This is a genomic window from Aeromonas sp. FDAARGOS 1407 (assembly GCF_019048725.1).
Lineage (GTDB): Bacteria > Pseudomonadota > Gammaproteobacteria > Enterobacterales > Aeromonadaceae > Aeromonas > Aeromonas enteropelogenes.
On the sequence record NZ_CP077399.1, the window covers coordinates 1669284 to 1691629 of the forward strand.

General features: G+C 62.0%; 25 protein-coding genes. 9 read left to right on the plus strand and 16 right to left on the minus strand.

Annotated elements, in window-relative coordinates:
* Positions 1 to 93 precede the first annotated feature (93 nt).
* From I6L37_RS08110 to I6L37_RS08140, 7 genes are all read right to left on the minus strand, one after another.
* A complete protein-coding gene (locus tag I6L37_RS08110) occupies positions 94 to 564 on the minus strand; it encodes a DUF3299 domain-containing protein (RefSeq protein ID WP_026457751.1) in 471 nt (156 codons plus the stop codon).
* Positions 565 to 599: 35 nt separating this feature from the next.
* Entirely contained in the window at positions 600 to 1847 is a 1248-nt protein-coding gene (locus I6L37_RS08115; protein WP_216993729.1) for an ABC transporter permease, read from the minus strand.
* On the minus strand, positions 1841 to 2530 hold the full coding sequence (locus I6L37_RS08120; protein WP_216993730.1) for an ABC transporter ATP-binding protein: 690 nt from the start codon (positions 2528 to 2530) through the stop codon (positions 1841 to 1843). The genes I6L37_RS08115 and I6L37_RS08120 overlap by 7 nt, the downstream gene beginning before the upstream one ends.
* Before the next feature lie 4 nt (positions 2531 to 2534).
* Positions 2535 to 3125, minus strand: coding sequence for a DUF2796 domain-containing protein (locus I6L37_RS08125; RefSeq protein WP_216993731.1), 591 nt, complete (start codon positions 3123 to 3125; stop codon positions 2535 to 2537).
* 27 nt (positions 3126 to 3152) lie between these two features.
* Complete coding sequence (locus I6L37_RS08130) at positions 3153 to 3449, minus strand: DUF2607 family protein (protein ID WP_216993732.1); 297 nt, start codon at positions 3447 to 3449, stop codon at positions 3153 to 3155.
* Positions 3450 to 3493: 44 nt separating this feature from the next.
* Positions 3494 to 4036 (minus strand): YtfJ family protein, encoded by a 543-nt coding sequence (locus I6L37_RS08135; RefSeq protein ID WP_026458078.1) that lies wholly within the window; start codon positions 4034 to 4036, stop codon positions 3494 to 3496.
* Between the two features lie 220 nt (positions 4037 to 4256).
* Complete coding sequence (locus I6L37_RS08140) at positions 4257 to 5138, minus strand: hypothetical protein (protein ID WP_216993733.1); 882 nt, start codon at positions 5136 to 5138, stop codon at positions 4257 to 4259.
* Positions 5139 to 5277: 139 nt separating this feature from the next.
* On the opposite strand from I6L37_RS08140, the gene I6L37_RS08145 reads away from it, so the two are divergent.
* The gene (locus I6L37_RS08145) at positions 5278 to 5625 is read left to right on the plus strand and encodes a hypothetical protein (protein WP_216993734.1); all 348 of its coding nucleotides are present in this window, start codon (positions 5278 to 5280) and stop codon (positions 5623 to 5625) included.
* 25 nt (positions 5626 to 5650) lie between these two features.
* Here the strand turns inward: I6L37_RS08145 and ppa are convergent, their stop codons facing one another.
* From ppa to hrpB, 4 genes are all read right to left on the minus strand, one after another.
* Entirely contained in the window at positions 5651 to 6181 is a 531-nt protein-coding gene (gene ppa, locus I6L37_RS08150) for an inorganic diphosphatase (RefSeq protein ID WP_042071210.1), read from the minus strand.
* Between the two features lie 204 nt (positions 6182 to 6385).
* Positions 6386 to 6787: a VOC family protein gene (locus tag I6L37_RS08155; protein WP_216993735.1), complete on the minus strand. Its 402-nt coding sequence runs from the start codon at positions 6785 to 6787 to the stop codon at positions 6386 to 6388.
* Positions 6788 to 6850: 63 nt separating this feature from the next.
* On the minus strand, positions 6851 to 9172 hold the full coding sequence (gene mrcB / locus I6L37_RS08160) for a penicillin-binding protein 1B (RefSeq protein WP_042071216.1): 2322 nt from the start codon (positions 9170 to 9172) through the stop codon (positions 6851 to 6853).
* A 156-nt stretch (positions 9173 to 9328) separates the two neighbouring features.
* Complete coding sequence (gene hrpB / locus I6L37_RS08165) at positions 9329 to 11782, minus strand: ATP-dependent helicase HrpB (RefSeq protein ID WP_216993736.1); 2454 nt, start codon at positions 11780 to 11782, stop codon at positions 9329 to 9331.
* Positions 11783 to 11960: 178 nt separating this feature from the next.
* Between hrpB and thpR the strand changes: the two genes are divergently transcribed.
* The 8 genes from thpR (at position 11961) to panC (ending at position 18660) form a co-directional block, all read left to right on the plus strand.
* On the plus strand, positions 11961 to 12494 hold the full coding sequence (thpR, locus tag I6L37_RS08170; protein ID WP_216994135.1) for an RNA 2',3'-cyclic phosphodiesterase: 534 nt from the start codon (positions 11961 to 11963) through the stop codon (positions 12492 to 12494).
* Between the two features lie 3 nt (positions 12495 to 12497).
* Positions 12498 to 13241, plus strand: coding sequence for a DNA/RNA nuclease SfsA (gene sfsA, locus I6L37_RS08175; RefSeq protein WP_042026939.1), 744 nt, complete (start codon positions 12498 to 12500; stop codon positions 13239 to 13241).
* Positions 13242 to 13360: 119 nt separating this feature from the next.
* On the plus strand, positions 13361 to 13810 hold the full coding sequence (gene dksA / locus I6L37_RS08180; RefSeq protein ID WP_005335644.1) for an RNA polymerase-binding protein DksA: 450 nt from the start codon (positions 13361 to 13363) through the stop codon (positions 13808 to 13810).
* 109 nt (positions 13811 to 13919) lie between these two features.
* Positions 13920 to 14840: a tRNA glutamyl-Q(34) synthetase GluQRS gene (gluQRS, locus tag I6L37_RS08185; RefSeq protein ID WP_216993737.1), complete on the plus strand. Its 921-nt coding sequence runs from the start codon at positions 13920 to 13922 to the stop codon at positions 14838 to 14840.
* Between the two features lie 81 nt (positions 14841 to 14921).
* The gene (gene pcnB / locus I6L37_RS08190; RefSeq protein WP_216993738.1) at positions 14922 to 16391 is read left to right on the plus strand and encodes a polynucleotide adenylyltransferase PcnB; all 1470 of its coding nucleotides are present in this window, start codon (positions 14922 to 14924) and stop codon (positions 16389 to 16391) included.
* An 11-nt stretch (positions 16392 to 16402) separates the two neighbouring features.
* Positions 16403 to 16912, plus strand: a complete 510-nt coding sequence (gene folK / locus I6L37_RS08195; RefSeq protein ID WP_216994136.1) for a 2-amino-4-hydroxy-6-hydroxymethyldihydropteridine diphosphokinase — start codon at positions 16403 to 16405, stop codon at positions 16910 to 16912.
* On the plus strand, positions 16909 to 17703 hold the full coding sequence (panB, locus tag I6L37_RS08200) for a 3-methyl-2-oxobutanoate hydroxymethyltransferase (RefSeq protein WP_216993739.1): 795 nt from the start codon (positions 16909 to 16911) through the stop codon (positions 17701 to 17703). Before folK ends, panB begins: the two co-directional genes overlap by 4 nt.
* A 102-nt stretch (positions 17704 to 17805) precedes the next feature.
* On the plus strand, positions 17806 to 18660 hold the full coding sequence (panC, locus tag I6L37_RS08205; protein WP_042071353.1) for a pantoate--beta-alanine ligase: 855 nt from the start codon (positions 17806 to 17808) through the stop codon (positions 18658 to 18660).
* A gap of 74 nt (positions 18661 to 18734) precedes the next feature.
* On the opposite strand, the gene I6L37_RS08210 is transcribed toward panC, so the two are convergent.
* The 5 genes from I6L37_RS08210 to hpt form a co-directional block, all read right to left on the minus strand.
* The gene (locus I6L37_RS08210; RefSeq protein ID WP_026457885.1) at positions 18735 to 19262 is read right to left on the minus strand and encodes a rhodanese-like domain-containing protein; all 528 of its coding nucleotides are present in this window, start codon (positions 19260 to 19262) and stop codon (positions 18735 to 18737) included.
* A 4-nt stretch (positions 19263 to 19266) separates the two neighbouring features.
* The gene (locus I6L37_RS08215) at positions 19267 to 19686 is read right to left on the minus strand and encodes a MauE/DoxX family redox-associated membrane protein (RefSeq protein WP_216993740.1); all 420 of its coding nucleotides are present in this window, start codon (positions 19684 to 19686) and stop codon (positions 19267 to 19269) included.
* A gap of 178 nt (positions 19687 to 19864) precedes the next feature.
* On the minus strand, positions 19865 to 20638 hold the full coding sequence (locus I6L37_RS08220; RefSeq protein WP_026457884.1) for an ABC transporter permease: 774 nt from the start codon (positions 20636 to 20638) through the stop codon (positions 19865 to 19867).
* Complete coding sequence (locus tag I6L37_RS08225; protein WP_042071356.1) at positions 20635 to 21552, minus strand: ABC transporter ATP-binding protein; 918 nt, start codon at positions 21550 to 21552, stop codon at positions 20635 to 20637. The genes I6L37_RS08220 and I6L37_RS08225 overlap by 4 nt, the downstream gene beginning before the upstream one ends.
* A gap of 114 nt (positions 21553 to 21666) precedes the next feature.
* Positions 21667 to 22197, minus strand: a complete 531-nt coding sequence (gene hpt, locus I6L37_RS08230) for a hypoxanthine phosphoribosyltransferase (RefSeq protein WP_026456183.1) — start codon at positions 22195 to 22197, stop codon at positions 21667 to 21669.
* Between the last annotated feature and the right edge of the window lie 149 nt (positions 22198 to 22346).

Below are 22346 nucleotides of genomic sequence, written 5' to 3' on the forward strand. Positions count from 1 at the left end.
TTAGCACAGGTTCAGGGGGGAATGTTACTCCAAGCCGGGGAGCAAGATAACAAAGCGGCCTCCACAGAGGCCGCTTTTTTTGAGATATGACTCTTACTCTTCGTAAACACTCACCTCGACCGCATCCATCGAGTAGGAGGCGGTGGCCATCTCGTGGCTGGAGCTGACTGTGTGCATTTTGCCCTTCACCCAGATGGCGTCCCACAGGTCATCCACCGGTGCCCCCTTGGGGTAGCTCACATAGATAACCTGATTGGTCGGCGGCGGCGGCACATGGATGCAGGCGCCGAAGTAGGGCACCAGCAGGAAGGCGGTGATGGTTTTGGCATCCCCTTCCAGCGGCACCACGAAGCCCGGAATGCGCACATCTTGGCTGTCCAGTTTCTTGTTCACCCCCCCGACCGGTTGTGGTACCGACATGGGATCTTCGTGATTGACCTGGGGCGGTGGCAGCAGTTTCTCCCCTTCCGGGATCAGCACATCCCAGTCGATGGTCTTGTAGTCGGCGGCCAGGGCCGGCAGCACCAGCAGGCTGGCCAGCAGCGCCGCGATTTTCCACTTCATCGTGTGTCCTTCTCTTGTTGTTCACGGCGTCATTGCTAGACGCGGATGCTCATGCCATCGCTCAGGCTGTAGCGGTAGGCGCGGGCGGCGGGCAACAGGCCTATCACCATGCCCGCCAGCCACACCAGCCCCAGCAGTTGCCACTCATAGGCGCTCGGCAGCCCCAGGCTCAATTGCAGGCCATAGTGACCGAGCAGCCAAGGGGTGGCAAGGGCCTGTCCGGCATAGAGGGTGGCGACCCCGAGGGCGATGCCCGCTGTGGTGAGGGCCATCGCCTCCAGCGCCAGCAGCAGGAACAGGTGGGCCGGTCCGGCACCGAGGGATCTTAGAATGGCGAGCTCGCGGCGCCGCTCGTTGAGTCCGGCCAGCAAGGTGGTCAGCATGCCGATCAGGCCCGCCACCACCACGAAACCGGCGATCACCGAGAGCGCCGTTTCAGCCACGCTCATCAGGCTCCACAGCTCCTGCAGGGCGGCGCCCGGCAGGATCGCCATCAGCGGCTCACCCCGGTATGTGTTGACGCTGCGCTGCAGCTGGAACGCCAGTATCCGGTTGCTGAGGCCCACCATGAAGGCAGTGATGGTCTTGGGGGTCAGATCCTGGGCCAGCGCCTGCTCGGCGGTCACATTTTTGCTGTGACGGCCAGTGTCCCAGCCAAGGTGGATCGCCTCGATGCCGGCCAGCGGCACGTGGATGGTGCGATCGATGGGAGTGCCGGTCGGTGCCAGAATGCCCACCACCTTGAACGGCAGGTTGTCGTGCTGGCTGAACGAGGTGTTGCCGGCGCCGTGGGCGATGACGATGGACTGCCCCAGGTGATAACCGAGCTTCTCGGCGACCTGGGCGCCGAGTACGGCTTCGAACGGTGTGTCGAACGGGCGTCCCTCCTTCATCTGCAGCGACTGCTGTCGGCCGTATTTGAGGTGGGTGAAGTAGTCGCCATTGGTGCCGAGCACCCGAAAACCCTTGTGGGAGTCACCGAGGGAGAGGGGAATGGTCCAGGCGATGCCGGGTCTGGTCTTGATGGCCTGATAGGCATCCCAGCCTACGTTGTTGGTGGGATTGCCGATGCGAAACACAGAATAGAGCAACAGATTCACCTGGCCGGAGCGGGCACCGACAATGAGATCGGTCCCCGAGACCGTATTGGCGAAGCTCTCGCGCGCCTGGTTGCGCACCCGCTCCACCCCGAGCAGCAGGGTGACGCTGATGGCGACCGCCAGCAGGGTGAGGCCGGCGGTGAGGCGGCGGGCCCAGAGACTTTGCAGGGCGAGTTTCAGCATGTGGCCCTCCTGTTCAGCTGTTGCAGGTTTTCCGCTCGGGGGAAGAGGGGCTCCAGATAGGGGTCATGACTGACGAAAATGAGGGTCGAGCCCTGTTTGTCGCACTCCTCGAACAGGAGCTTGATAAAGGCGGCCCGGTTGTCGGTGTCGAGGGCCGAGGTGGGCTCATCGGCGATCACCAGCGGTGGTGAGCCAATCAGCGCCCGAGCGGCAGCCACCCGCTGCTGCTGGCCGATACTGAGGGCATGGACGGGCCTGTGCAGCGCCTCTTCGGGCAGCTGCAGTTCCGTCAACAGGCGCCGGACCTCGGCGTCAGCACTGCCGTGCAGGCGCGCCCGCTTCTCGGGGGAGAAGGTGAGAGCAGCGGTGACGTTGTCGAGAACGGATAAAAACGGCAGCAGGTTGAACTGCTGGAAGATGTAACCCAGATTGGCCGCCCGGAACCGGTCACGGGCACGGCCGGAGAGCCGGGCCAGCGGTTGGCCCAGCACCTCCAGGGTGCCGTGGTTGGCGGTCTGGATCCCGGCGAGCAACCCGAGCAGGGTCGACTTGCCGGAGCCCGAGGGGCCCTTGATAAACACTCGCTCACCCTCTGTGATGGTGAGGGCGGGCAGATCGAGTACAGCCTCATGACCCGGCCAGGCAAAGGCCAGATCGCGGATCTCAACCACGGCGTTTTTCATGACGTTACCAGCTCAGTTGGTTGGAGGAGGGGGTCAGCTCGGCTGCGGTCTGGCCAGTGGGCAAAATACCCTGCACGCTCAGCTTCTCCAGAGTTGGATAGACGCTGAACAGTGTGGCCTCCAGGCCGACGAGCTTGTCCGGCAGCGCACAGGTATAGGTATACATGGCGCCTATATCGGCGTGGCCAGCCTCATCGTGCTGGTGATCATCGTGGCCGTCGTCAGACTTTTGATGGTCATGGTCATGGTCATGGTCATGGTCATGGTTATGCTCTTTATTGGCCGCGTTGATTTCCTGCTGGGTCAGCTTGCAGCCCGCCGCCGGTGCGAAGCGAAACAGGGTGTCCGGCTGTTTGAGGCGATCCATCGCCCTGGCGTATTGCACCTTCTCTTCATCGTTCTTTGCCGCGTGTTCGAAGCCCACCAGATCGGCAGCCGGGGCCTGAAATTCCAGCATCAGCTGGTTGCCGTCGAGCACCAGATTGAGGTGGCCGTGACCGTGCTCGTGGGCACCGTGGCCATGGCCGTCGTGTTCGTCGTGATGTGCGTGTGCACCAAAGGCCGCCGCGGCCAGCAACAGGGTAACTGCTTTCATTGTGAATCCTTTTAAAAAACAAATAATTCAGATGGATGGGAACAGGAAAGCAGTGCGGGGCGGGGCACGGATGGCATAGGCGTGAGCGACCTGGCGAGGAGGCACCGCCGGTATGATGTCGACGGGCTGCCACCAGGTGGCGGTGGGGGGGAGGAGTTGAATCGAAGGAGGGATAGCCTGATTGCCATCCAGATGGAGGGCGCAGATCAGGCAGTGGTGATCGTGTCCGGGCAGGGAGGCGTCAAGGGGGTGCTGGGCGAGGGCGGGTTGCAACCACAACCAGCCCAGCAGCAAGACCCAGATTATTCGCTTGAAACGACCCATAGACCCTTATGGGAAGGGCGCCATCAGCGCCCTTCTCTCTGATATCACAGATGGGACTGGATGAGCCCCATCACGGTTGCGATGTTGTTGGCATCGAGCTGGCCATCTTTGGCAAACAGCACCTTGCCATCTTTATTTACCAGGATGATGGCCGAACTTTCCGGCGCCAGATCCCAGGCGTTGCGTGCCATGCCCTTGGCATCCAGCACGATAGCGGACCAGGGGAACTCTTTCTTGCTGTCTTCGGCACTGCTCTTCACAAAGCCCGAAGTGCCCCAGATGGCATCATTGCTATTGATGATGGTGACGGTCTGGTACTTGTCGTGGGGCAGCTTGGCGGCCTTGATCGCCTCGATCATGGGGGCGTTGAGCTCCTTGGCGCTGGAGCGGCCAGCGATATGCTGGATCATGAAGACCTTGCCGCTGAGCGCCTTGCTCTGCCACGGCTGGTAGCCAATCTCCTTGCCATTGAGCACCAGCTCGCCCTTGTCACTGATATTGACCAGCGGCACCTGGCTCGCTTCCTTGATGTTGTGGGCAAAGGCCAGGCAGGGCAGCAGCGCCAGAGTAAGTACGAGATGTTTCATCCGGATGACACTCCATTTGTTATGTTATAACGAGTTGCTGGTTGAGGGAATGGGCGAGTTTCATCCTAAACTGATCGGATCTGTTTAAAAAGTGTTAAATCTGATCGCGACATGGATAGCCAGACGCCCCGCCAGTCAGGAGACTGGCTGGCAAGGGCGGCAAGAATGGCATGGCAGCAATAAAAATCAATGAATTGGCGGCTGGTCTGAGGTGTCAGGGTCAGTATAGGGACTCGCTGACGAGGGGGATCCTGGCCATGGTCATCTGCTGAGCCAGCAGGGGGGAGCCGGTCAGCAAGACGTGGCGTTGATTGTTGATCACCACAATATCGCCGGGCACGCCGCTGTCTGCGGTGATGGCCAGCCAGGCGGGGGAGACACTGCCGATGCTGATATTCGGGTAGATGATGCTGAGCACGTATTGCGGTGCCAGTTCGGCCAAGAGGCTTGCCATTAGCAGCGCCTTCTCGTCGCTGTCCGCCTTGTTCTCCTGGAGGGCCTGCAACGGCGGTGCGAAGTGATCCATCTGTTCCGGGCGGGTCGGGATGGCGTTAAGCCACTCCTGCAGCAGATTGATGCTGGTGGCCAGATCCTTGGCGGCGAACTGCCGTGCCAGCGGCTTGAGATCGCTCTTGAAGTGATAAAAGAGCTGGGAGTAATCGGGGCGCACGCAAGGGAGCTTGCGGTTGGCCGGATGTACGCAAGGGATCACCCGCATCTGGTAGAAAGCATCGTCCTGATACTGCTGGTAGGCTTGCCAGAACAGCAGCGACTCCACGCTGTCGTCGTGGACCGTGAAGGCCTGTTCCAGATTGCGAAACTTGGTGGCGGTCTCCGGACTGTTCTGGTTGATCAGGTTGATGCTGTTGTAGAGGCGTGGGCTTATGTAGGCATAGAGGGTCTCCAGCGGGTTGGTGAGGGAGGCGTCGAGCAGGTTCATATCGTGGCGACTGGCTGCCATCACCCGATCGTCGGTGATCAGCTGGAAGTGTTTGAACTGGCCATCGCTCGATTGCCACTGCCAGCTCAGGTTGATCTCGCTGGCGTCGATGGCGCAGGTGCACAGGCTCAGGGTTAACAGCAGACCGGGTAGCGGCTTCATGGTGATACTTCCTGCCGGGAACGATAATTAACAACTAGGTGAGCCGGCGGCGGTTTGAGGATGTTTCGTTTTGTGATCGGGATAACAGATTGATGCAGCTTTAAATTTAATTGTGAAATTAAGTTGTTCTGGAGGGGATATGAAGCTTTTGATGGTATGGCTATTGGGCTTGCTGAGTCTGCCGGCGCTGGCCGGGCCGGTGATCGTCAGCAAGGGGGGGGAGAAGATCGATGCCTTTGCCCTGCGGGATCAGCTGGCGCGCGAGCATGAGTGGCAGGAGTGGCTGCGCTTCCAGCAGGCCATCAAGTGGCTGGAGGTATTGCCGGTCAATTGCGAGCTGATGAGTCAGCAGGGAGGAGGGTATCGCTGCGGAGGGGACTACTATCGCCCCTACCAGCAAGATGGACGGGAAATATATATTCAGGGGAATCCTGGCGGAGAAATGCCCAAACAGGCACCGTCACCATCCATAAGAAAGGCGCCATAAGGCGCCTTTTTATCGACCGGTACGCTTACTTGGCAGCGTAACGCTCGGCAGAGGTTTTGATCTCGGCTTCGGCTTCGGCCTTGTCGCCCCAGCCTTCTACCTTGACCCACTTGCCTGCTTCCAGCTCTTTGTAGCGCTCGAAGAAGTGCTGGATCTGGGCACGCAGCAGCTCCGGCAGATCGTTCACATCCTGGATGTGGTCGTACTGCTTGGTCAGCTTGGAGTGCGGCACGGCCACGATCTTGGCATCTTCGCCAGATTCGTCGGTCATCTTCAGTACACCAACCGGGCGGCAGCGGATGACGGAGCCGGCCAGCAGCGGGTAGGGGGTCGGAACCAGTACGTCGACGGGGTCACCATCCAGGGAGAGGGTCGCGTTCACATAGCCGTAGTTGCACGGATAGAACATGGGGGTAGACATGAAGCGATCCACGAAAATTGCGCCGCTGTCCTTGTCGACTTCGTATTTGATCGGGTCGGCATTCTGCGGGATTTCGATGATGACGTAGATATCGTCGGGCAGGCTCTTGCCAGCCGGTACCAGGTTCAGGCTCATGATAATTCCTTGATTGTTAGTATCAGGTTTGCAGGCGGATATTATAGCGATGTGATGTTAAATGACCATCTTTCAACGGTCATTGGCCGCATGCCATTGATGGACTCGTTCGCCGTGCGGCTTTGATACCCCCTTGATACAACAAAGTGGCGAGTTTTTCCTCGCCTGCCGTGGGTTTGCAGAGGTGGCGACCACCTCCGGCATTCAGCAACCTGTCTCATAAAGCTCCAGCGGCAACCCATCGGGATCGGCAAAGAAGGTGAAACGCTTGCCGGTCAGCTCGTCTACCCGCACTGCCTCCACCTCGATGCCGTGGCGTTGCAGATGGGCAATGACCCTATCGATATCACCGACCCGAAAAGCGAGATGGCGCAGGCCGCAGGCTTCAGGTTGAGAAGGGCGAGCGGGGGGATTCGGGAAACTGAATAGCTCCAGCTGGCTGCCATCCGGCAGGGCCAGATCCAGCTTCCAGGATTGGCGGGCTTCGCGCAGGGTTTCGCAGATGATAGGCAGCCCCAGCACCTGGTGATAGAAGTGGCGCGAGCGCTCGTAATCGCTGGCGATGATGGCCACATGGTGGATGGCCTCAAACAGTGGCAAGGTCATGGTGACTCCTTGTCTGCGGGAATAAATAATCAACGGGCAGCCTGCGCTGCCCGTCTCGTCCTGTTAGTTGAAGAAGCCACCGAACCACTCGTCCAGCGTGCTGCGCGGTGAGGGGCTGCTGGCACAGCTGATCGGGGTGCCCAGAGTGGCGGTCTTGGCCGGCACCTGCAGGCTGCCCGGGCAGTTACTGGCAACATGGGCGCCGTTGGCGCGGGAGAAGTTGGCCCAGCTTACCCCTTCCGGAGTCTTCAGCCCCAGGCTGTTGACGCCGCGCTGGCTCATATAGCCACTGAACAGCTGCAGGGCACCGCTGGAGCCGGTCAGTCCCGCCGGAGTGTTGTCGTCGCGACCGACCCAGACGCTCACCAGCTCGTTGTTGTCCAGCCCGGCAAACCAGGAGTCGCGCAGCTCGTTGGTGGTACCTGTCTTGCCCGCCATGGTGGCACCGGGGAACCGGGCGCTGAGGGCCCGTGCCGTACCCTGGCTCACCGTCTTGGTCATGGCAAACAGGGTCAGCCAGCTTGCCTGGGGATCCGTCACCTGCTTGGCCCCCTCGTCATGGCGATAAATCAGGGTGCCATCACCCTTCACTACGGCGCGGATAGCCGACAGCGGCTGGGTCAGCCCGCGGTTGGCGATGGGCAGGTACATCTGGTTCACCTCCAGCGGTGACAAGGCGACTGCCCCCAGCACCAGGGACGGATAGGGCTGGATCTCCTGCTCGACCCCCATCTTGTGCAGGGTGTCTACCACCTTCTCCAGCCCCACCTGCAGACCGAGATTGACGGTCGGCACGTTGAGGGAGCTGGCCAGCGCATCCATCAGCGGCACGCTTTGGCGGAACTTGCGATCGTAGTTCTGCGGTGTCCACAGCTGGCCATCCTGGCCGCGAATGCGGATCGGCTGATCCTTGAGCGGGGTCGCCAGGGTCAGGCCGTTGGAGAGACCGGTCAGGTAGACCGCCGGCTTGACCAGAGAGCCTATCTGGCGGCGGGCATCCAGCGCCCGATTGAAGCCGGCGTAGCGGGGATCCCGGCCACCCACCAGTGCCACTACCTCGCCTTTATGCCAGTCGGAGACCACCATGGCCGCCTCCAGCTTCTTCTTGCCCCGTTGTTTCTCGATCTGGGCCAGGCCTGATTCGACCGCCCGCTCGGCGGCGTGCTGGGCGATGGGGTCCAGGCTGGTGAAGATCTTGAGGCCGGACTGCTTGAGCAGATCTGAGCCGAAGCGGCTCTGGATCTCCCGCTTGAGCAGGCCCATGAAGGCCGGGGTGCGGCCATAGCTCATCTGGCCCCGGGCGATGATGCCAAGGGGCTGCTTGCTGGCCAGTTCATACTCGGCCTGGGTCAGGCTGCCGTGATCCATCAGGAGCTTCAGCACCAGGTCGCGGCGCGCCTTGGCCCGCTCCGGGAAGCGCCAGGGATCGTAATAGGAGGGGCCCTTCACCAGGCCTACCAGCAGGGCGACCTGATCGATATCCAGCTCGTTGACCGGAATGCCGAAGTAGAAGTAGGAAGCGAGCCCGAAGCCGTAGACCCCTTGCGAGAAGTTCTGCCCCAGATAGACCTCGTTGAGGTAGGACTCCAGGATCTCGTCCTTGCTGTAGCGATAGTCGATCAGCACTGCCATGTAGGCTTCCTGCAGCTTGCGCCACAGGCTGCGTTCACGGGTCAGGAAGAAGTTCTTGGCCAGCTGCTGGGTCAGGGTACTGCCCCCCTGCACGGTGCGCCCCGCCACCAGGTTGGCAAACATGGCGCGCATGATGGCCACCGGCGAGACGCCGCCATGCTGGTAGAACTCACGGTCTTCCGTGGTGAGCAGGGTCACCAGCAGGCTGTCAGGCACCTCTGAGAGGCGTACCAGCAGGCGATCCTCCCGATCCTCGGTGTTGAGGCGATCGAGCAGCACCGGGTCCATCTGGGCGTAGCCGAGCTGGCGCTGGTTCTCCAGCGACTGGATTTGCTCCAGACGGGGGCCGTTGAAGGAGAGGCGCAGGCCGCGAGCCCCGTCGGCGCCGTCATAAAACTCGAACGGGCGACGCACCAGCTCGATGCGATTGCCGTTGATGGTGTACTCGCCCGGGGTATGGGGCTGGCGCACCCGCTTGTAGCTCAGCATGTTGAGCTCGCGCACCATCTGATCCCGCGACAGGCGCTGCCCAGGGTAGAGCTCCAGCGGTCGGCTGTAGACCATTACCGGCAGCTGCCACTTCTCGCCGTCAAACCGCTCGCGCACCTTGGTATCGAGATAGATACCGAAGACCACCATAAAGGCGGCCCCCACCAGGGAGAGCTTGAAGCCAAGCCAGAACAGCTTGCGCCAGATGGTGCGCTTGGGAGCCGCCGCCTTCTTGGGCGTGCGTTTGCGTCGTTGGGTTGCCATGAATCCTCTTTTACTTGTTATGTCGCCATTGCGGGGTCATGCCTCGCCGGCCTCTGTGGCCAAGCGGGCGTGCTCCCTGCCATGAACTGATCCTGCTCGCCGGGGCAACACTGGCTGCCCCGGCGCGTGGCCTGTCATCAGACCGACATTCGCGGGCTACTCCTGCAGCCCCATCTTTTTCTTGGTGACCCTGGTCGGCATCGCCTCCAGCGGATTGTCCGGCCAGTAGTGGCGTGGGTAGCGTCCCTTCATCTCTTTTTTCACCTGCTCGTAGGAGCCGGCCCAGAAGGCGGCGAGATCGGCGGTGATCTGCAGCGGCCGCTGAGCGGGGGAGAGCAGCTCCACCACCAGAGGCACCCGGCCATCGGCCACGCAGGGGGTGGCCGCTTGACCGAACATCTCCTGAATGCGCACCGGGATCACCGGGGCTTGACCCGGTTGATAACGGATCCTAACCCGGCTGCCGGTCGGCGCCGTGAAGTGGCTCGGTAGCGCCTCGTCCAGCCGTCTGGGCAGCGGCCAGGGCAGGGATTGGCGCAGGATCTCGGTCAGATTGAGCTTTTTGAGCTGCTCCAGCCGGGTCATGCCGCTTACCGCCGGCAGCAGCCACTGCTCAAGGGTCGCCAGCAGACTCTCCTCGTCCATGGCGGGCCAGGCTTCATCCGGCAGCCAGTCGCGGGCGCAGCGCAGACGAGCCAGCAGCCCTTCGCTCCCCTCGTCCCAGGGCAGCACGTGCAGCCCCTTGCGCCGGATCCCCTGCAGCAGGCAGCGCCCCTTCTGCTCATCGGAGAGCTCGGTGAGCGGCCGCTGGCTAAGCACCAGTTCGCCGATCACCTGCTGGCGTTCGGCCCGCACCCGCTCTTCCCGCTCGTCCCAGTCAAACCACTGGCGCTCGCTCACCAGTTCCGGCAACTGGCGCACCAGCTCCTCCAGCTCGACGGGTTCGGCGATGAAAATGCGGCTGCCGCGCTCGTTCTGCCCCATCTCGATGGCGATGAGTGCCCCTTGCCCCTGGCATGGATGACCTTCTACCAGATCGCAGCTCACCCCACCACTGAGTTGATAACGACTGGCGCTGCGCAGCTTGCCGATGCGATCCGGCCAGGCGAGGGCGCAGAGCAGCCCCAACCACTGGCCTTGCGCCTGTGAGGGCCTCGCGCCAAGCCGCTCGAACCAGCGAGCAGCGCCTTGTCGCAGGGCCCCCTGACGGCGATGGAACAGCACGGAGAGGCGCTCCGATCCTCGCAGATCCTCTTCCAGCAGCGCCACCAGGAAAGCGGCATCGGCGACAATCCCTGTCAGACCCTCGCGCTCCAGCTCGCGGGCCCGCAGCAACATGCGGGCGAGGCGCGGGTGCGTACCGAATGCAGCCATGGCGCGGCCGGCCGGGGTGAGTTGCTGCTCGCCTTCCGCCTTCATGGCGCCGAGTGATACCAGCAGCCGTTGGGCGCTGGCCACGGCCGCCGCCGGGGGCTTGTCCAGCAGGGGCAGATCGTCAACCTTGGCGCCCCACTGGGCGGCATCCAGCAACAGGCCGGTCAGCTCCTGGGTGAGGATGTCGGGCGGACTCTGTTCGGCGAGCCGCTCCTGCACCTCGCTGCTCCAGAGCCGGTAGCAGACGCCCGGGCCAAGACGCCCGGCCCGGCCGGCCCGCTGGGTGGCGGAGGATCTGGCGATCGGCCGGGTCTCTAGCCGGGTGATGCCGCTTTTCAGATCGAACGAGGCCCGTCGCTCCAGCCCGCTGTCGATGACCACGGAGATCCCCTCGATGGTGAGGGAGGTCTCCGCCACATTGGTGGTGAGCACCAGCTTGCGGCGACCCGCCGGTGCCGGTGCGATGGCCGCCTGCTGCGCCGCCATGTCGAGGCGACCGTAGAGGGGGGCGAGCAGCACCGCTTCCGGCAGGCGTTCTGCCAGCCACTGCGCCAGTCGCTCGATTTCACCCTGTCCGGGCAGGAACACCAGCAGGCTGCCATCGTGAGCCGCCAGCGCCTCCAGCACCACGGCGCCCACCTGGGGTTCCAGCCACTGCTGGCGATTGGCGGGGCGGTAGTAGTAGTCGATGGGAAAGCCGCGCCCCTCGGAGCGAATGACGGGGGCATCCGGCAGCAGGGCCTCGAGGGCTATGCCATCCAGGGTGGCGGACATCACCAGCAGTTTGAGATCATCCCGCAGCCCCTGCTGGCTCTCGATGGCAAAGGCCAGGGCGGTATCGGCATGGAGGCTGCGCTCGTGGAATTCGTCGAAGATGACCAGGGAGACGCCACTGAGCTCGGGATCCTGCTGCAGCATCCGGGTCAGTACCCCCTCGGTCACGATTTCGAGCCGGGTGGCGGCACTGGTGCGGCTCTCGCCACGCACCCGCAGGCCGATGCGCTCGCCCACCTTCTCGCCGAGCTGGCGGGCGAGAAAGCTGGCGATATTGCGCGCTGCAAGGCGTCTGGGCTCCAGCATGATGATGCGACCTGGCAGCCGGTGCTGGCGTACCAGCTCCAGCGGCAGCAGGGTCGATTTGCCCGCGCCCGGGGGCGCCTGCAGGATCACGGAGGCATGCTGGTCGATGGCGGCAAACAGTGCGGGCAGCACCGACTCGATGGGAAGCTGGGACAAAGCGATGAAAACCTTCTGTAGCACCTTCAAAACGGCGCTTATTCTGCCACAACCCCGGCCACTACCGTGAGCGCCTGTCGCCGGGACGGACATAGCTCGGCCGGACGCCGAGACAGGCGCCGCCCCGCTGCCATAGAATGGCCCCTCCATGAACGAGAAAAAGGCATCTATCCGCGCAATGGCCAAACTCTTCTTTGCTCTGCCCGTCGAGGGACTTGCTTCCGAACTCATCGCCTGGCGTGATCGGTTGCCCTGGCCAGGCCAACCGGTTCCCGGGGAGAACCTTCACCTGACCCTGGCGTTTCTGGGGGAGGCGGACGAGGTGACCACCCGTCGCCTCATCGCCGCCGTGGATCGCCAGCACTGTCCGCCGCTTGCCATTCACCTGAACGAGACCGGCTGGTTTGGCCGGGCCAAGGCGGCCTGGATCGGCCCCAAAGAGTGGCCCAACGATCTCAACGTGCTGGCCCGGGCACTGCGCCGTCACGGCGAGAAGCTGCGTCTTGGTAATGGCGAGCAGGGTTATCGGCCCCATGTCACCCTGTCGCGCAAGGCGAGCGAGGCGCCGTCCACCCTGCCGGCACCGGATTTCGTGCTGCAGGCCGATCGCTTCTGCCTCTACCAGTCGGTTTCCACCCCGGATGGCGTGCGTTACGAGCCGCTCGCCTGCTGGCCGCTGCGCGCCCGGGTTAAAGAAGAAGAGAGAGGATGACCCATGATATTTGAACCGCCGCTGCAATCGGGCCAGCTGGTCGCCCGCTACAAGCGTTTCCTCACCGATGTGGCGCTGGATAACGGCGAGCAGATCACCATCCACTGCGCCAACACCGGCGCTATGACCGGCTGCGCCGAACCGGGCACCCGGGTCTGGTACTCCACTTCTGATAACCCCAAGCGCAAGTTGCCCCACAGCTGGGAAATTGCCGAGAGCCCGGCGGGACACTTCATCTGCGTCAACACGGCCCGTGCCAACCAGATCGCCCGCGAGCTCATCGAACAGGGCGCCATCGCGCCGCTGGCCGGCTATGCCCGCCTGCGCACCGAGGTGAAATATGGCGAGGAGAACAGCCGCATCGATCTGCTGCTGGAAGATGATGAAAGGCCCAGTTGTTACATCGAGGTGAAGTCAGTGACCCTGCTGGACGAGCGGGAAGAGGCCGGCATGGGGTACTTCCCCGATGCGGTGACCGCCCGCGGCGCCAAGCACTTGCGTGAATTGATGGCCATGAAGGCGGCGGGGCACAGGGCCGTGCTGCTGTTTATGGTGTTGCACTCGGGAATAACCAGAATGAGGCCTGCAGCCCATATAGATCCGCACTATAGTCTGCTAATTGAGCAGTCAATTGCGGCAGGGGTTGAAATTTTATGCTATCGGCCCCATGTTGGGGTGCAAGGCATGGTGGCTCAAGGATTTATCCCGTTTGAAGCCAGCCACCTGCTACCCGAGGGGAGTTCATAAATATTGGAGTGGGTAACATAATTGGTACGGCTCGTTTGCTTACCCGTTACCCTTCTGCTATAGATGTCGCCCTCAATTTATGGATGGCACGGGTAGCGTGCTGAATTAGGAGACAGGGCATGCCAACAGGCGAAAACAGGAAATCTCTGGGCCCCCTGGCCATTGCGGGTGTCGCCCCTTACCAGGAAAAACCGGGTGAGGAGTACATGAATGACCAACAGAAGGCGCATTTTCGCAAGATCCTGGGTGCCTGGCGCAACCAACTGATGCAGGAAGTTGACCGCACCGTTGATCATATGAAGGACGAGGCTGCCAACTTCCCGGATCCCGTGGATCGTGCCGCGCAAGAGGAAGAGTTCGCTCTCGAATTGCGTACTCGCGATCGTGAACGCAAGCTGATCAAGAAGATCGAGAAGACCTTGCAGTTGCTTGAAGACGATGATTTTGGTTACTGCGAGCACTGCGGCATCGAGATCGGCATCCGTCGTCTGGAAGCCCGTCCGACCGCCGACCTCTGTGTCGACTGCAAGACGCTGGCCGAGATCAAGGAAAAGCAGATGGCCGGTTGATGGTGTCCGTCTGAACGATGAAAGGGAGCTTGCAGGCTCCCTTTTTTATTGAGCTTTTGGGTGGCGCCATCCAGAATGCAGCCTCAATGAGTTGTTTACCCGAATCGCCATGTCAGTGAATGCCCCTTTGTCATCCCGAACGCGCTCCTATGTCGGCCGCTTTGCCCCCTCTCCGTCGGGGCCGCTCCATTTTGGCTCCCTGATTGCGGCCCTCGGCAGCTTTTTGCAGGCCAGGGCCCGGGGCGGGCGCTGGCTGGTGCGCATCGAAGACATAGATCCGCCGCGAGAGATGGCGGGAGCTGCCGACCTTATCCTGCAGACCCTTGAAGCGTATGGCCTCGAGTGGGATGGGGAAGTGATGTACCAGAGCCGGCGCCATGCCCGCTATGACGAGATCATCGACCAGCTCTATCGGGCCGGCGATCTCTACTGGTGCCGCTGTACCCGGCGCGAGATCATGGCCAGCGGCGGTTTTTACAACGGCCACTGCCGCGAGCTTGGCCTCTCGGTGACAGGGGGGGCGCAAGGCGTCGCCGCCCGCCTGCGCCAGCGTCACCCCGTCTATCACTTCGAGGATGGATTGCAGGGACACATAGAGGTGCCTGCGGCTCTGGCGGAGGAGGATTTCATCGTCCGGCGCCGGGATGGGCTTTATGCCTACAACCTGGCGGTGGTGGTGGATGACATGGACAGCGGCATTACCGAGATAGTGCGCGGTGCCGATCTGCTGGAGCCCACGGTGCGCCAGATTGCCCTCTACCAGACCCTGGGGGCCAGGGTGCCTGACTGGGTGCATCTGCCACTGGCGGTGCTGGCGGATGGCAACAAGCTTTCCAAGCAGAACCATGCCCCGGCGCTGGCACAAGACGAGGTGCGTCCGGCCCTGTGGCGGGCCCTGCACTTCCTCGGCCAGTGCCCGCCGCCCGAGCTGATGGCGAGTCCGGTGGCGGAGATGATCCGCTGGGCCGTGGCCAACTGGCGGCTCGCAAGCGTCCCCTCCTGCCAGAAGATCCCGCTGGAGACTGGCTGAGCGGGCCATTCGGTTTTTCATTTGATAAGTGCTGAGCTATGATAGGCCGCTATTTTTTGGCCTCCCGTCAATTTAGAAGTCATGAAGAGGTGTACCATTTTTTCCCAGATCGCAAACTTTTGCCGCAAGGTGCTCGGCAAGGAAGACGGCGAGCAGTCGGTGGAGTCCCCCATTCCGGCCCGTGTCGCCGGTCAACGTCGTACCTTGAGCCGTGATCAGCACCCGATTTCGCGCAAAGAGATCAGCGAAAATGCACTCAAGGTGCTCTATCGCCTGAACAAGGGAGGCTATGACGCCTACCTGGTCGGCGGCGGAGTCCGGGATCTGCTGCTCGGGAAGACGCCAAAGGATTTCGACATCGCCACCAATGCGACGCCGGAGCAGATCAAGGCACTGTTCAGCAACTGCCGCCTGATTGGCCGTCGCTTCCGCTTGGCCCACATCGTCTTTGGTCGTGACGTGATCGAAGTGGCCACCTTCCGCGGTCACCACCATCAGGTCAATACCAGCAAACATGTGTCGGCCCAATCTGATGAAGGCATGCTGCTGCGTGACAACGTCTACGGCACCATCGAAGAGGATGCCGAGCGCCGCGACTTCACCGTCAACGCCCTCTATTACAGCGTCAAGGATTTCACCCTGCACGATTTCGAGGGCGGGCTGGAAGATCTGGCGGAGCGCAAGCTGGAGCTTATTGGCGATCCCGAGACCCGCTACCGCGAAGATCCGGTGCGGATGCTGCGCGCCGTGCGCTTTGCCGCCAAGCTGGACATGACCATCAGCCCGCGCACCGCTGCCCCCATCAGGGAGTTGGCGCCGTTGCTGCAGGATATTCCGGCCGCGCGTCTGTTCGAGGAGACCCTCAAGCTGTTCCTGGCCGGCGATGCGCTGGCTACCTACAAGCTGCTGCGCGAGTACGGCCTGTTCCAGCAACTGTTCCCGCAGGTGGCCGCGCTCTTTACCCCGCACGGCAACTCCCCTTATGAGCAGTTCATCGAGCAGGCGCTGATCGATACCGATACCCGGGTGCGTGAAGAGAAGCGGGTTACACCCGCCTTCCTGTATGCCACCCTGCTGTGGGGCTGTGTCGAGGCCCGTGGTCGGGTGCTGGAGAACGAGAGCGGCCTGCCCTGGTATGACGCCTTCATGCTGGCGGTCAACGAGGTGCTGGACACCCAGGTGCGGATCATCGCTGTGCCCCGTCGTTTCACCACGGACGTGCGCGATATCTGGGCGCTGCAGCAGCGGCTGACCCGCCGTCAGGGCCGCCACCCCGAGCGCACCATGGAGCACCCCAAGTTCCGTGCGGCGTTTGACTTCCTGTTGCTGCGCAACCGGGTCGAGCGCGGCCTCGGCGAGCTCTCCAGCTGGTGGGAGCGCTATGTGGCCTCCAATCCGGACGTGCGCCCGCAATTGCAGCGGGAAGCGACCCGCCGCCCGGCAAGCGGTGAGCGCGGTGCGGCCCGCAGCAACGATGGCGAGAAACGCAGCAGCAACAGCCGCAACCGCCGCCGTCCCCGCCGTCGCAAGCCGAAAGCCGCCGCCGAGTGACCACGGTCATGATGAGCGAGGTCTTCGTCGCCATCGGCTCCAACCTGGCTGACCCGCTCGGCCAGGCTCGCCGCGCCGTCTCTGCTCTGGCGGCATTGCCGGAGACTGAGTTGCGGCAGGCCTCGTCGTTTTACAGCAGCCGCCCCATGGGGCCGGCTGATCAGCCGGACTATGTCAATGCCGTGGCCCGGCTCACTACCCGGCTGGCGCCACTGGCACTGCTGGACCAACTACAAAAAATCGAGCTGGAACAAGGACGTGTGCGCAAAGATGAGCGCTGGGGGCCAAGAACCCTGGATCTCGATCTGCTGCTCTACGGCGATCGGGTGATCAAGCACGAGCGCCTCATCGTTCCCCATTACGGCATGCAGGAGCGGGAGTTCGTGCTCTTGCCCCTGGCCGAGATCGCGCCCGCTCTGGTGCTGCCCTGTGGCACCCCGCTCGCCCAACTGGTTGCCCGCTGCCCGCGCAATGGTCTCGCCATCATTGCCTCCGGCGCAGACGAACAGGAGCCTTTATGAGCAAGATCACCACCGCCAGCCTGCTGAAGATGAAGCAGGATGGCCAGAAGTTCACTGCCATTACCGCCTATGATGCCACCTTCGCCAAGCTGTTCGATGACGAAGGGGCGCACGTCCTGCTCATCGGTGATTCGCTGGGCATGGTGCTGCAAGGGGGGCTGGATACCCTGGCGGTCAACATGGACGAGATGGTCTATCACACCCGCTGTGTCGCCCGTGGCGCCAGCCAGGCGCTGGTGGTGGCTGACATGCCGTTCATGAGCTATACCACCCCGGAGCAGACCTACCAGAACGCCGCCCGTCTGATGGCAGCCGGTGCCCGCATGGTGAAGATGGAAGGGGGCGACTGGCTGTGCGACTCCATCCGCCACCTGACCCGCAACGGCGTGCCGGTGTGCGGCCACCTCGGCCTCACCCCGCAGTCCGTCCACGTGTTTGGCGGCTTCAAGGTACAGGGACGCGACGAGTTCCAGGCCCAGGAGATCTACCGTCAGGCCCTCGAGTTGCAGGCGGCCGGCATCCAGCTGCTGGTGCTTGAGTGCGTGCCAACTGCGCTGGCCGAGCGCATCACCAAGGCGCTGCGTATTCCGGTGATCGGCATAGGTGCGGGCCCGGCTACCGACGGCCAGATCCTGGTGATGCACGACGCTTTTGGCATCACCTCCGGCTATGTGCCCAAGTTCACCAAGAACTTCTTGGCCGAAACCGGGGATGTGCGTGCCGCCGTCCGTCTCTATGTGCAGCAGGTGAGCGAGGGGAGTTTCCCCGGTCCGGAGCACTGCTTCAACTGACCGGATGTCGTATTGCCATGAGCGGGGGCCTGTGCCCCCGTTTCGCCATCTCTCTTTGCTGATGTAACCCGTCTCTCTTTTGATTTGGAAGGTGAACTGCTGATGTTGGTCGTTAACAATCCCGTCGTTTTGCGTGAACAGATTAGCCAATGGCGTCGTGAAGGGCGTGCCATTGCATTCGTGCCCACCATGGGCAACCTGCACCAGGGCCATCTGACCCTGGTAAAGGAGGCGCACGGCCACGCCGAGAAGGTGGTGGTCAGCATCTTCGTCAACCCGATGCAGTTCGACAAGGCCGAGGATCTTGCCAACTACCCGCGCACCCTGGAGCAGGATTGCGCCGCCCTGGAGGCCGCCGGTGTCGACATGGTGTTCACGCCGACCCCGGAGATCATGTACCCGCAGGGGCTGGCGAGCCAGACCTTCGTCGAGGTGCCGGGTCTCTCCAGCCTGCTGGAAGGGGCGCTGCGCCCGGGCCACTTCCGCGGCGTCAGCACTGTGGTCACCAAGCTGTTCAACCTGGTACAGCCGGACGTGGCCTGCTTCGGCCAGAAGGATTACCAGCAGCTGGCGCTCATTCGCAAGATGGTGGCCGACATGGCGATGCCCATCGAGATTGTCGGCGTGCCCACGGTGCGGGCCGAAGACGGGCTGGCACTCTCTTCGCGCAACGGTTATCTGACCGCCGCCGAGCGCGCCATCGCCCCCGAGCTGGCGCGCACCATGAACTGGATTGCCGAGCAGATAGAGGCGGGAGATAGCTATCTGCCCTCCCTGGTGGCCCAGGCCAGCCAGCGACTCGACAACGCCGGTTTTCGCACCGATGCCATCGATATCGTCGATGCCGACACTCTGGAGTCCGCCACCGATCAGAGCCGCCAGCTGGTGATCCTGATGGCGGCCTATCTCGGCAAGGCCCGCCTCATCGACAACCGCGTCGTCACGGTCAAATCCTGATCCCCTGACTTGAGCAAACCGGATATATAGAGAAGCCCGCAACAGCGGGCTTCTTTCATTCGGGGGCGAGGAGCTTATTCGGCGGAGACGGGGTAGCCGGCCCCTTTCCAGGCGAAGATACCGCCGGGTACCCGGTAGACTTGCTGATAGCCCTGGGTCACCGCCCAGGCGGCGGCGTTGTGGCTGCGGCCACATTTGACGAAGCCGCAGTAGATCACCACGGGGCGGGACTTGTCTTCACCCAGCAGGGCCTGGAACTGTTCGGGAGTGCCGTTGCCTTCCACGATTTCGCTCCAGTCGTCGCCGGACTTGGCTTCCTTCACGAAGACGAAGTTCTTGGCACCCGGGATGTGCTCCTTCTTGAAGGAGTCTTCATAGGGCATGGTATCGATGATCACCAGCTCTTCACCCTTATCCATCCGGGTCTTCAGCTCGGCCACGGTCAGCAGCTGGTAGCCCCCTTGCTGGGTCTCCTGGGAGAGCTGTACCGCGGCTTGCTCCAGCTTGACCTCCTGCTCGAACTGGTTGTCGCCGCAGCCGGCGAGGGCGAAGCTGGCGGCAATGACGGAAGCCAGCAGGGTACGGGATCGCAATGTCATCATGTGACTACTCCTTGATAGCAGGAAAAACGGGGCGGGAGGTACGCAACAGGGCGCCCGCAAGCGTCAGCAGCAGCAGATCCCGCAGGATGGCTTCCGGCAGCGAACTGAGATCCGCCTTGCCAAGACAGCCGCAAGAGATATCGAGCCCGATGGCGATGCCGTAACCCAGCACGGGGATAAACAGGGCAAGCAGGGCGATCACCAGCCAGAGTCCCCAGCGGCGATTGACTATCACCGCGAGCCCGGCGCACAGCTCCAGGGCGATCAGGCCCCAGGCGGCGGGCAGAATGAGCGGCGACCAGATCAACCCGAAGGCCGCGATCTGTTCGGCGAACAGGGCAGGGGACGCAAGCTTGAAACCCGCCGAGGCGATGAAAAATCCCCCCAGGGCCAGGTTGGCCAGCATGCGCACATAGGCAGGCATAGGGTACCTCTTTATAGAGAGGCTGGAATTGTAACAATTCCCGATTGAGCCGCAATGAGTTTGACGGTATCCGGGCGACCAATTTCCGTTTTTGCCGGACGGGGCCGCAATTACCCGGTGTGATCGCAATAAAAAGGGCGCCCATACGGGCGCCCCTTGAACGGTGCGATCTAACTACTTAGTGGCGCAGCCCGGTGCCGCGGGAGATGAGCCACCAGGCCAGACCGTAGAGCGCCACGATGAAGCCGATGATGATGAGGTAGGCGGTGCCGAGCGGCACGTCGGAGATACCGAGGAAGCCGTAACGGAACGCGTTCACCATGTAGATGATGGGGTTCACCTGGGAGACTCCCTGCCAGAAGGGCGGCAGCAGGGTGATGGAGTAGAAGACTCCGCCCAGATAGGTGAGCGGCGTCAGCACGAAGGTGGGGATGATGCTGATGTCGTCGAAGGTCTTGGCAAACACGGCGTTGATGAGCCCGCCGAGGGAAAACAGGATCGAGGTCAGCAGTACCGTGATGCAGACGCTGAACAGGTGATGGATCTGCAGCGGCACGAAGAACAGCGACACCAGGGTGACGATGAGGCCGACACAGAGGCCGCGCGCCACGCCACCGCCTACATAGCCGGCGATGATGACGTAGTTGGGCACAGGGGCCACCAGCAGCTCCTCCACGTTGCGCTGGAACTTGGCGCTGAAGAAGGAGGAGGCGACGTTGGAGTAGGAGTTGGTGATGACCGACATCATGATGAGGCCGGGCACGATGAACTCCATGTAGCTAAAGCCCCCCATGTCACCGATGCGCGATCCTATGAGGTTGCCGAAGATGACGAAGTAGAGGCTCATGGTGATGGCGGGCGGCACCAGGGTCTGGATCCAGATCCGGGTGAAGCGGCTGATCTCCTTGGCCAGAATGCTCTTGAAGGCGATGTAATAGGTGGTCAGATTCATGCTTTTCTCCCCTCTTCGACCAGGCTGACGAACAGCTCTTCCAGCCGGTTGGCCTTGTTGCGCATGCTCAGCACCTGCACTTGCTGGCTCGACAGCTGCTCGAACAGGCTGTTGAGAGACTGGCTCTTGTCCAGATCCACTTCCAGGGTGCGCTCGTCCTGCATCCGGCCATTGAACTCGGGCAGGTTCGGCACGGCGGAGCCCGGCGCCAGATCCAGCATGAAGGTCTCGCGGCCCAGTTTGGCCAGCAGCTTCTTCATGCTGGTGTGCTCGATGAGGCGACCCTTGTCGATGATGCCGATGTTGCGGCACAGCATCTCCGCTTCTTCCAGGTAGTGGGTGGTGAGTATGATGGTGACGCCCTGCGCGTTGAGCTCCTTGAGGAAGGTCCACATGGAGCGGCGGATCTCGATATCCACCCCGGCGGTCGGTTCGTCCAGGATCAGCAGCTTGGGCTCGTGCATCAGGGCGCGAGCGATCATCAGCCGGCGCTTCATGCCACCGGAGAGGGTACGGGCCGGCATGTCGCGCTTGTCCCACAGATCGAGCTGGCGCAGATACTTCTCGGCGCGGATTTTGGCCTCGGCCTTGGGCACGCCATAGAAGCCGGCCTGATGGGTGACAATCTGGATCACCTTCTCGAACTGGCTGAAGTTGAACTCCTGGGGCACCAGGCCGAGCTGGGCCTTGGCCTGCTCCAGTTCGGTGTCGATGTCGTAGCCGAACACCTTCACCTTGCCCTGGGTCTTGTTCACCAGCGAGCTGATGACCCCTATGGTGGTGGACTTGCCCGCGCCGTTGGGTCCGAGCAGGGCGAAGAAATCCCCCTGCTGGACAGTGAGATCAATGCCTTTCAGGGCTTCGACGCCCCCCTGATAGGTCTTTTTCAGGCCGCTTATTTCCAGTGCGTTCATTGCAACCTCTGTGATGACAGATGCCATCTCGATACAGAAAAGGCGGCCGAGGCCGCCTGTGCAGATGATGAAGCAGCACGGGGGCCACTTCATCCAGATATGACTGAGCCTGGCTTACTCCTGGGGTACCACTTTGCCGATGAACGGCAGATTGCGGTACTTCTGGGCGTAGTCGATGCCACAGCCCACCACGAATTCATCCGGGATGGCGAAGCCAATCCAGTCAACCGGTACCTGCACTTCGCGGCGGGACGGCTTGTCCAGCAGGGTGCAGATGGCCAGGGATTTTGGCTCGCGCAGGGAGAGGATCTCCCGCACCTTGTTGAGGGTGTAACCGGTGTCGATGATGTCTTCGACGATCACCACATCCTTGCCCTTGATGTCGTCATCCAGATCTTTGAGGATGCGAACGTCACGGGTGCTGTGCATACCGGAGCCATAGCTGGAGGCGGTCATAAAATCCAGGGTGATGGGCAGTTGGCACTGACGGCTGAGGTCTGCCAGGAATACGCAGGAGCCGCGCAGCAGGCCGATCATCACCACTTCATCAGAGCCCTGATAACGGGCGGTGATCTCTTCACCCAATTTGGCGATCCGGGCGGCGACTTCGGCCTCGGAGATCATCACCTCGACAGTGTGTTTCATCACTTACTCCAATATGGCCAAGGGGAATTTGGCCGTTCATTAACGTCAAAACCGATGATTCTACCACTCGTTTCGGGAGGCGCTAGCGATAGATGGTGCTTTTATCAGCTTATTTTAATTGATAGAGTTAGCAGGCACTCAGGCATGAT